Annotated in this window: 12 protein-coding genes; 9 read left to right on the top strand and 3 right to left on the bottom strand. The window is 46.0% G+C overall.

All coding sequences use genetic code 11. The features are described from left to right. Positions 1-23: 23 nt before the first annotated feature. The 5 genes from R7Z47_RS00635 (at position 24) to R7Z47_RS00615 (ending at position 6,563) form a co-directional block, all read left to right on the top strand. Positions 24-707, top strand: a complete 684-nt coding sequence (locus R7Z47_RS00635) for a transglutaminase-like cysteine peptidase (protein ID WP_005374561.1) — start codon at positions 24-26, stop codon at positions 705-707. A gap of 5 nt (positions 708-712) precedes the next feature. Next, on the top strand, positions 713-2,626 hold the full coding sequence (locus tag R7Z47_RS00630) for an EAL domain-containing protein (protein WP_262606660.1): 1,914 nt from the start codon (positions 713-715) through the stop codon (positions 2,624-2,626). Between the two features lie 15 nt (positions 2,627-2,641). Next, positions 2,642-4,756 carry a type I secretion system permease/ATPase gene (locus R7Z47_RS00625; protein ID WP_258645239.1) on the top strand — a complete coding sequence of 705 codons (2,115 nt, stop codon included), beginning with the start codon at positions 2,642-2,644 and terminating at the stop codon, positions 4,754-4,756. Positions 4,757-5,249: 493 nt separating this feature from the next. Further along, positions 5,250-5,843 (top strand): mechanosensitive ion channel family protein, encoded by a 594-nt coding sequence (locus tag R7Z47_RS00620; protein WP_042522270.1) that lies wholly within the window; start codon positions 5,250-5,252, stop codon positions 5,841-5,843. A gap of 135 nt (positions 5,844-5,978) precedes the next feature. Further along, positions 5,979-6,563 (top strand): flavodoxin family protein, encoded by a 585-nt coding sequence (locus tag R7Z47_RS00615; protein WP_017821885.1) that lies wholly within the window; start codon positions 5,979-5,981, stop codon positions 6,561-6,563. 63 nt (positions 6,564-6,626) lie between these two features. Here R7Z47_RS00615 and R7Z47_RS00610 read toward each other — a convergent pair whose 3' ends face one another. Next, positions 6,627-8,252, bottom strand: a complete 1,626-nt coding sequence (locus R7Z47_RS00610) for an ABC transporter substrate-binding protein (protein WP_258660417.1) — start codon at positions 8,250-8,252, stop codon at positions 6,627-6,629. A 141-nt stretch (positions 8,253-8,393) separates the two neighbouring features. Here R7Z47_RS00610 and mpaA point away from each other — a divergent pair, with 141 nt between their 5' ends. After that, a complete protein-coding gene (gene mpaA, locus R7Z47_RS00605; protein ID WP_104980274.1) occupies positions 8,394-9,104 on the top strand; it encodes a murein tripeptide amidase MpaA in 711 nt (236 codons plus the stop codon). Positions 9,105-9,123: 19 nt separating this feature from the next. Here mpaA and R7Z47_RS00600 read toward each other — a convergent pair whose 3' ends face one another. Further along, positions 9,124-9,975, bottom strand: coding sequence for an SIS domain-containing protein (locus R7Z47_RS00600; RefSeq protein WP_005383578.1), 852 nt, complete (start codon positions 9,973-9,975; stop codon positions 9,124-9,126). Between the two features lie 242 nt (positions 9,976-10,217). Between R7Z47_RS00600 and murQ the strand changes: the two genes are divergently transcribed. From murQ to R7Z47_RS00585, 3 genes are all read left to right on the top strand, one after another. Next, on the top strand, positions 10,218-11,120 hold the full coding sequence (murQ, locus tag R7Z47_RS00595; protein ID WP_005383587.1) for an N-acetylmuramic acid 6-phosphate etherase: 903 nt from the start codon (positions 10,218-10,220) through the stop codon (positions 11,118-11,120). A gap of 28 nt (positions 11,121-11,148) precedes the next feature. Next, positions 11,149-12,603 carry a PTS N-acetylmuramic acid transporter subunit IIBC gene (murP, locus tag R7Z47_RS00590; protein WP_005383588.1) on the top strand — a complete coding sequence of 485 codons (1,455 nt, stop codon included), beginning with the start codon at positions 11,149-11,151 and terminating at the stop codon, positions 12,601-12,603. Between the two features lie 148 nt (positions 12,604-12,751). Then, positions 12,752-13,807, top strand: coding sequence for a porin (locus R7Z47_RS00585; RefSeq protein WP_005383589.1), 1,056 nt, complete (start codon positions 12,752-12,754; stop codon positions 13,805-13,807). 89 nt (positions 13,808-13,896) lie between these two features. Here R7Z47_RS00585 and R7Z47_RS00580 read toward each other — a convergent pair whose 3' ends face one another. Next, positions 13,897-14,562: a peptidase E gene (locus R7Z47_RS00580; RefSeq protein ID WP_005383590.1), complete on the bottom strand. Its 666-nt coding sequence runs from the start codon at positions 14,560-14,562 to the stop codon at positions 13,897-13,899. Between the last annotated feature and the right edge of the window lie 32 nt (positions 14,563-14,594).

Here is a 14,594-nt window from a genome sequence, read left to right as displayed (position 1 = left end):
TATACTTGTGATACGAGTCGAATATGCGATCCAATTTGCAGCGTAAAGTTACATTATTAATCAGCTTAAGTTGTTTGTCGTTCCAACTTGGTGCGCTGAACAGTAAAGAACAACGATGGGTCAATACGGTCACAGCGGTGTACGGCGAACGTGCGGGATTGCGCGTAAATACATGGCGAAAGAACCTCGACTTATTTAAACAATTAGAGACTCATGAACAGCTCGCTGGCGTTAACGACTTTTTTAATCAGCTGTATTTCGTTGACGACATAAAACTGTGGGGAAAGACAGATTATTGGGCTACGCCACTCGAATTTTTAGGGAGTAACGCAGGAGACTGTGAAGATTTCACTATTGCTAAGTACTTCTCTTTACTCGAGCTAGGAATACCAGATTCAAAGATGCGGTTAATATACGTAAAAGCCATCGAACTGAATCAGTTTCACATGGTATTAGCTTACTACCCTACCCCAAGTTCTGAGCCGCTCATTCTCGATAATATCAATCCTGACATTGTCCGAGCCTCTAAGCGTAGCGACTTGCTACCGATATACAGTTTTAATGGTACAAACCTGTGGTTGATGAAGTCATCTGCTAGCACTGGAGAGCTGGCAGGGAAAGCATCACGGTTGAGCCTTTGGAATGACTTACGCTCGCGCGAACGTAAGTTGCAGTTAAATAAACCTAAAATTAACTATGACGAGTGAGAAACATGACCCTATATAAGAAGCTTGTGGTGGGGATGGTTACGGTCTTTATACTCTTGTTGGCATCAGTATTCGTAATCCAATTCAACACGACTCGAGACAGCTTGGAGCAACAGCAACGTTCAGAGGTCAACAACACTATTAACACCGTAGGTTTGGCATTGGCTCCTTACCTAAAGGACAAAGATAAAGTCGCGGTTGAGTCCGTGATTAATGCTCTATTTGACGGCAGCACCTACTCAGTTGTTCGTCTTACAGCATTAGATTCTGACTACCAGATCGTGCGTACTTACCCAGTTAAACCAAGTACGGTGCCACAATGGTTTATCGACATGAATCTATTTAAAGCGATTCACGATAAGCGTGTTGTGACCAGTGGTTGGATGCAGCTCGCCGAAGTAGAAATCATTAGCCACCCAGGCGCAGCTTACGAGCAGCTCTGGCAAGGTTTTATTGGCTTGCTGTCTGTATTCAGTGTCATTTTTCTGGCTGGTTTAGTGGCAATTTCATACATCCTACGTCGCTCGCTAAAACCATTAACGGCCATCGTGAATAAAATGCATGAAATCGCGAATAACCAATTTGGTGAACCGCTTGCTCGTCCAAGAACCAAAGATCTTATCGCGGTGGTAGATGGCATTAACATGATGTCTGCTCAAATCGAGCTATCATTCAAAGAGCAAGCCAAAGAGGCGCAACGTCTGCGTGCTCAGGCTTACCTCGATCCTATATCTAAATTGGGTAACCGCTCATTCTACATCAACCAAATCGACCAATGGCTTGCAGAGCAAACGCAAGGGGGTATCGCGCTACTCCATGCTGAATACATTGGGGACATTTACGAGACCAAAGATTACCAACGCGCAGATGCCCACGTTAAAGAACTGTCTCAACGTTTGAAAAACACCATTGATGTACCGGGAGCCACTATTGCTCGCTTGTCTAGTGATGAGTTCGGCTTGCTTTTCCCTCATATGGATGAGAGCGAGTTACGCATTTTATCGGACAGCATCGTCAATTGTGTGAACGGCCTAAATACTGACCCAACAGGCTTAGCAAAACCTAAAGCGTCACTAGGGGTTGCACACAGCAAAGATCAGAAAACGCGCTCTGAAATCCTCTCGATGGTGGACAACGCACTATCGAAAGCCAAAGCGCAACCAGACAAGCCATACGGCTTCATTGGCAGTGATACACCTTCTAGTTTGATGGGTAAACAGCAATGGAAAGCGTTGGTTGAAGAAGCCATTCATAGTGATTGGGTTAAATTCCGTTTCCAAGCTGCGAAAAACACATGGGGTAAAGTATTCCACAACGAAGTATTTTCAAGCATCGAAAAAGATGGTGAAACGTATCGTGCGAATCAATACCTATTCGCACTAGAACAGTTAGACGCCACCAACATCTTTGACCAGTATGTCATTGAATCAATGATTAAGATGCTAGAAAGTGGTGAACTTAATGACCCAATCGCGATTAACATCGCGCAAAGCAGCTTGTCTCAACCATCGTTTATTCGCTGGACAACTAGCATGCTGGAAAAACACGCCAAAGTGGCCTCTAAGCTACACTTTGAAATTCCAGAGGAATGCTTTATCGATCAGCCTCACCACACAGCACTGTTATGTAATGCCATTCGCCAATCAGGTGCTGAGTTCGGCGTAGATAACTACGGACGTAACTTCCAATCTTTGGAATACATCCAAGAGTTCCGCCCGAACTATGTGAAGCTCGATTACCTATTCACACACAACTTGCACGACGAAAAACAGAAATTCACGCTAACGTCGATCTCTCGTACTGCCCACAACCTTGGTATTACGACTATCGCATCGCGTATCGAAACTCAAATCCAGTTGGACTTCCTCACTGAACATTTTGTTGAGGTATTCCAAGGATTCATCGTCGACAAGGAATAAAAAGGTTTATCAACGATGAAAGACCCTTTACTGAATTCGCTCATCTACGTTAGCCGTTACTATGGGTTAGCTAACTCGCCAGAAGCGCTAGTCAACGGACTACCGCTATCTGACGGTAAACTGACCCCATTTTTGCTACCAAGAGCAGCGGAAAGGGCCGGATTGGTTGCCAAGGAAAACCGCGCAGAGCTGGAGAGCATCTCTAGCCTAATTCTGCCGGCAATCTTAGTTCTTAAAGGCGGTGACTCTTGCGTTCTCAACAGCATCAATATGGAGAAACGCGAGGCCGAAGTCACCACCCTAGAAAGTGGAATGGTGCCGATCTCTATTCCATTAGAAGACCTACTTGAGCAATACACTGGTCGGTACTTTTTAGTTAAAAAGCAATTCCGTTTCGATGAGCGCTCTCCCGAAGTGCTCAAAACCAACGAAAGCCACTGGTTCTGGTCCACCTTGTGGCAGTCAAAACGCATCTACCGTGATGTTTTAATCGCATCACTTCTCATCAACCTCTTTGCGGTTGCCGCTCCGCTATTCACTCGCTTGGTGTACGACAAAGTGGTTCCGAATCTTGCGTTTGAAACCCTATGGGTACTAGCAAGTGGCATCTTTGTCGTGTTCCTGTTCGACTTCATTCTCAAGTCGCTGAGAAATTACTTCATTGATGTGGCGGGCAAGAAGTCTGACATTCTAATTTCATCCAAACTGTTCAGCAAAGTGATGGGGATTAGAATGGAATCAAAGCCGCCTTCGGTCGGTGCCTTCGCTCGCCATTTACAAGAATTCGAATCTATTCGAGAGTTTTTTACTTCAGCGACCGTCAGTGCTCTCATTGATTTGCCTTTTGCCATTTTGTTCTTAGTGATTATATGGCTAATGGCTGGCGATCTTGTGTATGTACCGATGGTGGGCGTGGTCATTTTGATTATTCATTCGCTACTGATACAAGGACCGCTGCGTCGCTCCATTGAGGAGGGTTCACGCCTAGCATCGCAAAAATATGCCAATTTGATAGAGAGCTTGGCTGGGTTAGAAACCGTAAAAATGCTCAGTGCGCAAAGCCAATTCCAATACCGCTGGGAAGAGGCAGTTGCACACATGGCGAACTGGAATATAAAAAGCCGCCGAATTACGGATAGCATTCAAAACGCGGCAGGTTTTGTGCAGCAAAGTAGTAACGTAGGGATGATCATCCTAGGCGTTTACTTAATTGCAGAAGGCGACTTAACCATGGGTGGTTTGATTGCCGCAACCATGCTTAGCGGCCGCGCGATTGGTCCTTTGGTTCAGTTATCCTTACTCTCTACGCGCTACAACCAAGCGAAGTCTTCTATGACAATTATCAATCAAGTCATGGAAATGCCGGATGAACAAGAAGAAGGTAAACGTTACATTCACCGTCCAATAGTACAAGGCAAAATTGAACTTGAACGCGTGACCTTCCACTACCCAGACTCACCGGTGGCGTCGATTCGAGATTTGAGCTTGACCATTAACCCAGGCGAAAAAGTAGCGATCATAGGCCGTATCGGTTCGGGTAAAACCACGTTAGAGCGTCTCATCATGGGCTTGTATCAGCCGACGGAAGGTCATGTTCGCATTGATGATACCGACATCGCACAGCTGCATCATGTCGACATTCGCCGTAATATTGGTTGTGTGCCGCAAGATTCGAATCTGTTCTTTGGTTCTATCCGCGACAACATTACGCTAGGTCGCCCATTAACCGATGACCGTGACGTACTAGACGCAGCGAATCGTGCCGGTGTTACTGCGTTTACGCAATCTGACCCAGCGGGCTTAGAACGCCAAGTTGGTGAAGGTGGTGCAATGCTATCGGGTGGTCAACGTCAAGCAGTCACGATCGCTCGTGCATTTTTGGGTCGTCCTCCTATTCTACTCATGGATGAACCAACCAGTGCGATGGATAATCGCTCAGAGATGCACATTAAACATCAATTAGCACAGTTGAAACCTAGTGAAACGCTGATTCTGATTACGCACAAAACGTCTATGCTCGACATCGTTGATCGCGTAATTGTGATGGAGAAAGGCAGCATCATCGCAGATGGCCCTAAAGCGCAAGTGCTGAACGATTTGAAACAAGGCAAAGTGCGTGCGGTTAGCTAGCCTGAATTCACATTGATAAAAGACAAGGGCCCCGTTTAACTTGTGTTTAACGGGGCTTATTTTATTGGGAGCCCGAGATAATTAAGTTCTTCAAGCGCGACCCAAACGAGTACAAGGCCAACAATCACGAATAAAATCATAATCGCCTTTTCATCTTCTTCCATTTTTCAACGCCCTAAAAGCTATTTCAATTAATACACCTTAGATTATCAGGACAAAAGTCATATTCAGCTCGTTTATAAGGAACTAGCGTCATAGAATGTCGGATATGGGATACAGCTCAAAGATTGCTCTCTTCAAAATCACGTCAGCTTTGATTGAATATAAGTAATGAAGCCAAAGAGTTCGTAATGCTCACTAAGTCTTTGATTAACTTATACAGTACTCTGTGGTACCTCAACACAGAGACAAATGGTGTAAAGAAAAATTGTGATTACTTACAGCAAAAAATCAGCTATAAAAGCCGCTTTCTAGATATCGTCGAGATGAAGAAATGAATGATTGGATCCAATTAGAGCAAGTGAGCCAGTATTTCACTACGGGCTCCCTCGGTTACAAACTATTGATGGGCATTTTTGTCCTGATCGCGTATCGCATCCTGAAGAGGATTGTAAATCGAGCCATCCTAAATTTGGCAACAACGAAAGGTGTAAAAAAGGCTCGTTTGAGTTTTATTCAGCGCTGTTTCAATGTCGCGCTGCTATTTTTGACCGCCTCTATTTTTGCCATTATCACAGGTATTGGCTATGGCGATGTGTCTTTGTTCCTATCGTCCATTTTTGCCGTATTAGGTGTGGCGTTTATTGCGCAGTGGTCAATTCTGAGCAACATCACTGCCAGCTTTTTGATCTTTTTTGTCTTCCCATACCGAGTGGGTGACCGAATTAAAGTCGTAGATAAAGATGAAGACATCTGCGGTGAGATTCAAGAAATCAGTATGTTTCACGTGTTAATTAAGCACGACAACGGAAACTTAATCACTTACCCAAACAACCAGATTTTGCAAAAAGCAGTGCTAAAGCTGGCGAAAAACAAGCCAGAGCCAAGTAAAGTAAAATCTCGGATTTATACTCGCAGAAAGAAATAACCCACTAAAAAGCCGATGTATCTACATCGGCTTTTTAATGCACTTCTTTTTAAGTTTTAGTGTTGACCTCAACCTAGCTTGAGGTTTTAGCCTTAGTCGCACGATTAAAAATCAACAATGAAAAAAGGAACCATTGTGTCCAAAATTGCGATTATTTATTTCTCTAAAACCGACGTTACTGGTCAGCTTGCTCGCGCGATTGCCGCAGGTGTTGAACAACAAGGCATTAAACAGCAAGATGAATGTGAAATCCTCTCTCACCGAATTGAAGGCAGTGAGATTATTGAGGGACGTTTTGTGAACCCTAAACTAATGGATGAACTTGCTGAGTGTGATGCGATTATCTTTGGCTCACCGACCTATATGGGCGGTGTAGCAGCGCAGTTTAAAGCATTTGCAGATGCAAGCAGTGAATCTTGGTATTACCAAAAATGGGCGAGCAAAATCGCGGCTGGCTTTACCAGTGGTGGGGCAATGAATGGCGACCAATCTTGCACATTACAATATCTACAAACGCTCGCTAACCAACACGGCATGATGTGGGTCGGGTTGGATAAGATCAGCAATTCTGGGGAGCAAAACCTGAATCGTTATGGTGTACAAGGTGGTATTGTTGCACAAGGTGGTGAAGGTGGTCAGTTGCATGCTTCTGATGTTGCAACAGCGGAGTATCTTGGCAAACGAGTCGCTATGCTCGTGAACAAGCTCTCCACTCGCTAACAATAAAAAGAAGCCCCGTAAGATACATCTTCGGGGCTTCATATTTATCGCTTGTTTTGAGCGCTACTTCTTGATGTAGAGGTCTTTCGAGTAGATACGACCTTCTACGTTGTTCTTGGCAAAACCGCCAACCGTAGGACGAACCAAACGCGCTTGCATGTAGTAGTAAATCGGTGCGATTGGCATATCCGCCGCCAACAATTGCTCGGCTTGATCATAGAAACCTTGGCGCGCTTTCTCATTGGTTGCGGCCAATGCACTGTTCATCGCGTTGTCGTACGTTTCACTGCTGTAACGTGCAAAGTTACCCGAGGAACCTGAGCGAAGTAAGCTCAGGAAAGTAGACGCTTCATTGTAATCACCACACCAGGAAGCGCGCATCACATCGAAATTGCCTTGTTTACGCGCCACTAAGTATGACTTCCACTCTTGGTTTTCTAACTCCACGTTTGCACCGAGATTTTTTTGTAGCATCGACGCTATCGCAACCGCGATCGATTTGTTTGCCTCACTGGTGTTGTACAACAATTTAAAATCGAGCGGCTTGTCTTGGCTGTAACCCGCTTCTTTTAACAACTGACGCGCTTTCTCGTCACGTTGTTGCTGACTCCACTTACTGTATTCAGGCGGCGTCGCATCAAACCCTGCGGTGTACTGATGCGCAAAAGTATAAGCAGGAAGGTTGCCCACTTGCGTGACACCATTCGTAATCACATCGCGCATGATGGAGTACGACACCGCTTGACGCACTCGCACATCATCAAATGGCGGACGAGTGGTATTGAACGCGTAGTAATACGTGCACAATAATGGCACCACCGTGTAAGCCTGCTTGTAATCTTGTTTAAGCTTCTGCGCCATATGAGTCGGCACATCTGACGTGATATCCAGCTCTCCTGCCGCATAACGATTGATCGACGCGTTTTGGTTTTCAAACGGAATATAAGTCACTCTGTTTAGATGCGTATCTGCGCTGTCCCAATAACTTGGACTCTTAACCAGTTCAATGCGCTCATTCACGACCCACTTATCCAATGTGAATGCACCGTTGCTAACAAATTGGTCTGGATCACTCCACGGCTTGTCGCGGTTTTCCACTGTCGCTTGATGCACTGGCATCATGGACGTGTGCCCAGTCATAGCAACAAAGTACGGCACTTGACTGTCCAACTCAAAACGTAGGGTGTATTTATCCACTGCCTTGATACCGAGATCGTCCAAAGGCTTTTTGCCCTCTGCTACATCAGTGATGTTTTTGATCTTGGTGAGTTTGAGATACCAAACATTTGGAGAAGCGGTTTTCGGATCTACCGCTCGGCGCAGTGAATAGACAAAATCATCCGCCGTCACAGGCTCGCCATTCGACCATTTCGCGTCTTTGCGCAAGTGAAAAGTAAAGGTTTGGTTATCCTTGGTTTCCCATGATTCTGCCACACCGGGAATGATGTTTCCGTCACGATCTTGAATCACAAGCCCTTCAAATAAGTCACGAATCACATGCATTTCTGGCAGACCTTCGGCTTTCGCTGGGTCAAGCGTCGCCGCCTCTGCGTCATTCGCACGTACTAAATGCTGTTCTGCGGCAAGTTGAATGCCTTTAGGTAAGGTCTCCGCAGCAACTGATGTAGCAAGAAAAGGGGTGAATAAAGAGGAAATCAGCAACGCCGTTGAATGTTTTTTAAAATCCATATCGTTTTTCGTTCTCCTAACGCGTCTTGTGAAGCAAGTGCCACAATTAACATTTCAACCGTTGACGAGTTTAAACGGTTCAGTTTAGCTAGGTGTAATTAGCTTAGATATTGATACTACTTCATCAATCAGGAGATTACGGTGAGTCTAATTCCAAGAACGGAAAGAGCGGCATTTTTAATTCGGCCAACATCATACGGTCAATCCGTGCTTGGTGCGCCATTACTGTATTTTCCGGCTCAAGTCGAAAGTGCTTCACGAGGTTTGATTTTGGCAGGCACTCACGGGGATGAGACAGCCTCGATTGCAGGTTTGTCCTGCGCGCTAAGAAGCTTGCCTGCTGAAAACTTACGACATGATGTGATTCTGTCAATGAATCCTGACGGCAACCAGCTAGGCACACGCGCAAATGCAAACCAAGTGGATCTCAATCGCGCGTTTCCAACCCAAAATTGGACTGAGCATGGCACAGTGTATCGATGGAGCTCTCACACACCCGTTCGAGACGTACAGGTGAAAACCGGCACTAAAAACCAACTAGAGCCTGAAGTTAGCGCATTAATTAACTTGATTGAACTGCGCAAGCCAAAGTTTGTGGTGTCGTTTCATGAACCGCTTGCTTTTGTGGATGATCCCAAACATTCCGACCTTGCCAAATGGCTCCACGAGCAGTTCCAACTGCCAATCGTTGACGATGTCGACTACGAAACACCCGGCTCATTCGGCACTTGGTGTAGTGAACGTGATTTACCTTGCATCACGTTGGAATTGCCCGCGATTTCTGCCGATCTCACCATTGAAAAACATCTCTCTGCTTTTATTGCTTTGCTGAGGCACGATCCGGATCTCTAGTCCGCTGTTAAACAAGCGATCATGTGAGGATCTGTTTGATGTCGGTACTGATATCGCTGATCAACTGACGGGCACTGTCGTCTCTTTGCTGAACCAAGATGATAAACAGCAAATCGGTGATCACGTTTTGCGCGGTACGCGAAGCAATGGATGAGCTGCGATGTTCCGTTTCATTGGCAATCGTATCAAACGTAATATCGGCAATACCGCGCAAGCGACTTCTTCCAGGCGCAGATAACGCAATCACCTTCGCGCCCTGCTCTTTTGCCGCTTCTGCCGCGACGAGAATTTCTTTGCGCTCACCCGAAAACGAGATTGCGATCTGAACATCTTCTGGAGAGAGCGTGCGGGCAACAGCAATCTGCACGTGGCTGTCTTGTTCAGAAAGCGCCGTAATACCAAGTTTAAGCAGTTTAAAGCTTAAATCCTTCGCGGTCAGTGCAGAGCCCCCAATCCCGACCACTTGCACTCGACGCGCTTCACTCAACCATTTCACCGCTTGGTGACACGCTTCGTAAGACAGCGTATTGGTGGTTTGAAACATAGCATCTGTTTTTGCTTTCACCAGTTTCTGTGAAATTACCGCAATGGGGTCGTCAGCCAAAATATCACTGTGCAGCGGTGTCGACTGCATCGCATGCTTACGGCCAATCTCTTCATTCAGAGCTAACTTAAACTCGCTGTAACCTTTAAAGCCGATACGCTGAGTAAATTTCACAATGCTCGATTGACTCACTTTTACTTGCGCCGCAAGTTCTTGGCTGGTGAGCAGCGCCGCCTTTTCTGCGTTTTCAACAATCCAATCGCCAACCAAACGACCACTTTGCGAAAGCTGAGTACGCCTCGCGACTATCCTATTGATAACTGACACAACAAAAACCTCAAAAATTTTAAATAAATTATTCCAAAACAGAAATAATAGGCGTTTGATTTAACCCCCTGATTATTCTAACCAAGACAGTTAATCCCGGATGTAATAGACGTATATTTTCTCTCATTATTCCAAATTTCTCCTGCATAAAGAATAACCTCAAGTGTGATTTTTATCACCAAACCTGAATATTTTATTCCATAAAATCGCCCTCAGATTGAACATTACGAAGAGTGCAAAACATGAAAATTGATTTAAGCAGATTGGTGACAGAAAGCCGTAACCCAGCCAGTGCCGAGATCGATACGCTTTCGACCATCGAGATGCTGCAAGTCATTAATGAAGAGGATCAAAAAGTCCCGCTCGCGGTAAAAGCGGTGCTACCACAAATTGCAGAGACAGTTGACGCAATTACCCAAGCTTTTGCAAATGGTGGCCGTTTAATTTACATGGGAGCTGGTACGTCAGGTCGCTTAGGCATTCTTGATGCAAGCGAGTGTCCTCCTACCTACGGCACGCATCCAGATATGGTGATTGGCTTAATTGCTGGTGGACATCAAGCGATTTTAAAAGCGGTAGAAAACGCAGAAGACAACGCGAAAATGGGTCAAGACGACTTAAAAGCACTTCACCTCACCAAGCATGACGTGGTTGTAGGCATTGCAGCGAGTGGCCGTACACCTTATGTAATAGGTGGTTTGGACTACGCTAAATCCATCGGAGCCACGACCGCATCTATCGCCTGTAATCCAGAATGTGCCATGGCAGAAGCGGCCGACATCGCGATTCTGCCGATAGTTGGCGCAGAGGTTGTCACTGGATCTTCTCGCATGAAAGCTGGCACCGCACAAAAACTGGTGCTAAACATGCTCACGACAGGCGCAATGATTCGTAGCGGTAAGGTATTTGGCAACTTAATGGTGGATGTAGAAGCCACTAACGCCAAGCTCATCCAACGCCAAACCAACATTGTTGTGGAAGCAACCGACGCATCAAAAGAAGAAGCAGAGCGAGCATTAAATGCCTGCGGTCGCCACTGCAAAACCGCCATCTTAATGATTTTGGCCGATTTGGATGCCGAACAAGCCAAATCACGCCTCGCCGCGCACAACGGCTTTATTCGCGCAGCACTAAATAATAACTAAATAATCCGAGTTCTGAAGGATAGACCCTATGGCAAAAATAACTTCAAACACAGTATCGCAGTTGCTGTCCGCAGTAGGTGGCAGTAGCAACGTAAGCAAATGTGGTAACTGTATGACGCGTTTGCGTTTATCGCTCGCCAACAATGGCTTGGCTGATCAATCAGTTATCAAGCAAATTCCCGGCGTAATGGGTGTGGTGGAAAGCGATGAGCAGTTTCAGATCATTCTCGGTCCCGGAAAAGCTCAACAAGCAGCTGAGATGATGAATCAATTGATCGACAGCTTAACCTCTGGTGATAGTGAAGAACCAGATAAGCCGCAACAAGATCTTTCTGCCGTCGCGGCCGAGCAGAAAAAACAGATGAAGAGCAAACAAACCAGTGCGGTTCAGCGTTTTTTAAGCAAGTTTGCCACCATCTTTACGCCGTTGATCCCTGGTTTTATTGCCGCTGGTTTGTTGCTAGGTTTTGCGACGTTATTGGAACAAATGTTTGTTCTCGACCAGACACCAAGCCAGTTTATGTTGGATCTGATCGCCTACATGAAAGTCTTTGGTAAGGGTCTGTTTGCTTTCCTAAGTATTCTGATTGGTTACAACGCGCAGCAAGCATTTGGCGGCTCTGGTGTTAATGGTGCCATTCTCGCCTCTTTGTTTGTGCTGGGTTACAACCCAGAGGCGACATCCGGCATTTACTCTGGCATGAACGAGTTTTTCGGCTTTGCGATTGATCCGCGCGGCAACATTATCGGCGTACTTTTAGCAGCGATCATCGGTGCACAAGTCGAGCGTAAGGTTCGTCAATACATGCCAGATGATCTGGACATGATCTTAACGTCCGTTATCACTCTATTGATCATGGGTGCGGTAACCTTCTTGATCATCATGCCGATCGGCGGCGAGCTGTTTAAAGGGATGTCTTGGTTGTTCCTCAACTTGAACGATAACCCATTAGGCGCTGCAATCTTGGCAGGTTTGTTCTTAATTTCTGTGGTATTTGGCATCCACCAGGGTTTTGTTCCAGTGTACTTCGCATTGATGGAAGCACAGGGCTTTAACTCGCTATTCCCTATCCTGGCGATGGCAGGTGGCGGTCAGGTTGGCGCGTCAATGGCGCTGTATTTCAAAGCCAAAAAAGACGCTCTACTGCGCACTCAAGTTAAAGGCGCTATTATTCCGGGTCTTCTAGGCATTGGCGAACCATTGATTTACGGCGTGACATTACCACGCGTAAAACCATTCGTTACCGCTTGTATTGGTGGTGCTGCGGGCGGCTTCTTTATCGGTTTAGTTTCTTACCTTGGCTTACCAGTTGGTCTTAATACGGTGTTTGGCCCATCCGGTATCGTGGCGATTCCTCTCATGACATCTGAAAATGGCATCTTCCCGGGCATGATGGTGTTTGTTGCTGGCCTGCTTATCTCTTACATCGTCGGCTTCCTCGCGACTTACTTCTTTGGCTGCAAAGACGTCGATTTAAGCTAAATCATTCTTCCCCTATAGGAATGGACTAGCTCGCGCCCTTGGCAAACAAGGGCGCACCCTCTCTCTACTTCACGACAGTTTTTCTTATTCCGTTACTCGGAAGGGGCTTTGTCGTACCTAAAACAATAGAAATGAAAGGTCGTTAATCATGAAAAAGCACATTTTGACTCTACTTCTCCCAACATTGATGGCATCAAACGCAATGGCAGCGCAGCTGTATCAAGCGGAAGATGGGTCAGTTTTAAATATTTACTCTCGTCTTGGTTTCAATGTCACCAGTAAAAATGATGAGCATGGCGATGCAAATGGCGAGTTTGATGGCCGTATTGGTTTAAACGGTTCACAAACCATCAACGAGTACGCGTCGATCATCGGCCAAGCGCAATACCAAGTGGGTGCCGCTGAATACGCAAACCAAGTAAACGACAAACCGTCTCTGACCGCACGTTATGTATGGGCGGGTATTGATGCGAAAGATTATGGTCGCATTACTGGTGGTCGCGTGGCATCTGGATTGATTATGTTTACCGACATTGGTGATGTGTTCGCCTCTTCCGATGTTTCTATGGCGCGCCAAGCGAATAAAGTCGACAACACCGCGACGCAAGTTTTCCGTCAAGATGGCACGCTGCAATATCAAAACAGCCTAGGTAATTTCGACTTTTCTGTCGCGTACATTTTAGGAAACAACACTTCTGAGCTTGACTACGGTTACAACGCTGCACTGCGTTATACGCTAGACATGGGGAATTTGGGTACCTTGGCGCCAGTGGTGGCGATGCAGAAAAATAAAGGTGATGCACGTGAAAGCAACGACACCGATTACACATTCTGGGGCGCAGGTACGCGTTACTACCTAGGTGATTTGATGTTGGGTGCGTTGTACTCGGAAGATGAACTAGAGGGCCATTACTCACAAACCAGTACCGACAAAGTGATGGAACTAACGGCGGTTTACAGTGTAAATGACAAATGGGTACTGCGTGCTGGTTATCGTTCTTTAGAAAACAGTGATGGTGACGAGCTAGAGCTGAAAGATACAACGCTAGAAGTGCAATACAAACTGACGCCTCGTTCTTCTATCTACACAAACTACGTTGATCGTAACGGCTCGCGTGGCTACAGCAATGGACAAGAAGTCTCATTTGGCGGTGCGCACGCAGACGAAAGCTACTACCACTTAGGTCTACGTTACGAGCTGTAAGCACGATACTTAATGTAAGTTAGCTGAATCCATGAGCTTCTTCTGTGTCCGGTCAGTAGTTATTGCCTTTAATGCTGATTTGAAGAAGCTCACCCTCGCCATATGTTTTCTTCGTTACCTATTTTAACCAATACGCCTGCATCAGGGAAGCTGGTGACAGTAGCTAACAATTTTCCATCAACAAAGTGCAATGCCGCATAATCGTGAATGCCATAACAAGTGATGCTCGGTTGAGAACGAGCAAAGGCTTGGAAAACCTCGAACTTCTCACCTACATGAGAAAAATGCGCCGCAGCCAAACCGTCAATAAATCCAAGACAACGCATAACTTGGTATGCTTCGGGATCACTGTCTGTCACCGCAAACTCAAACCAACAAATTGCACCTGCGCTCATGCCACAAATGATGATGCCTTGTTCATAACACTGCTTGAGTATTCTATCGATTCCCCATTCGCGCCAAATGGCCAACATCGAACGCGTATTACCGCCACCGACGTAAATGATGTCTTGTTCAAATAGCGTTTCTTTCCAACCAGCTTCAAACTTAAACAGCGGAAAATGGGTCACGTTTTCACTAAGCTTCGCATCGTAAAAACGTTCAATCACTTCATCGGCGTCTCCCGTGGCTGTCGGTAGAAAACAAATGTTTGGATTCTCCTTACCAGACAAAGACAAAATGTATTGATCGAGCGGGCTCGGATTCTCTCCCATCATCCAGCCCCCACCGCCAATCGCAATACAGTGTTTTCGCATTCCTTTGCTTCCTCAATTGTTGCTAAGTTTGT

It is taken from the genome of Vibrio sp. 1641, from assembly GCF_033339995.1.
Lineage (GTDB): Bacteria > Pseudomonadota > Gammaproteobacteria > Enterobacterales > Vibrionaceae > Vibrio > Vibrio alginolyticus.
This window is presented reverse-complemented; position numbering and strand designations above follow the sequence as displayed.

Coding starts and splice junctions, on each gene's coding strand:
- R7Z47_RS00610 (WP_258660417.1), bottom strand. CDS start 8,252: ATGGATTTTAAAAAACATTCAACGGCGTTGCTGATTTCCTCTTTATTC.
- R7Z47_RS00585 (WP_005383589.1), top strand. CDS start 12,752: ATGAAAAAGCACATTTTGACTCTACTTCTCCCAACATTGATGGCATCA.
- R7Z47_RS00635 (WP_005374561.1), top strand. CDS start 24: ATGCGATCCAATTTGCAGCGTAAAGTTACATTATTAATCAGCTTAAGT.
- murQ (WP_005383587.1), top strand. CDS start 10,218: ATGAAAATTGATTTAAGCAGATTGGTGACAGAAAGCCGTAACCCAGCC.
- R7Z47_RS00625 (WP_258645239.1), top strand. CDS start 2,642: ATGAAAGACCCTTTACTGAATTCGCTCATCTACGTTAGCCGTTACTAT.
- R7Z47_RS00620 (WP_042522270.1), top strand. CDS start 5,250: ATGAATGATTGGATCCAATTAGAGCAAGTGAGCCAGTATTTCACTACG.
- R7Z47_RS00630 (WP_262606660.1), top strand. CDS start 713: ATGACCCTATATAAGAAGCTTGTGGTGGGGATGGTTACGGTCTTTATA.
- R7Z47_RS00580 (WP_005383590.1), bottom strand. CDS start 14,562: ATGCGAAAACACTGTATTGCGATTGGCGGTGGGGGCTGGATGATGGGA.
- murP (WP_005383588.1), top strand. CDS start 11,149: ATGGCAAAAATAACTTCAAACACAGTATCGCAGTTGCTGTCCGCAGTA.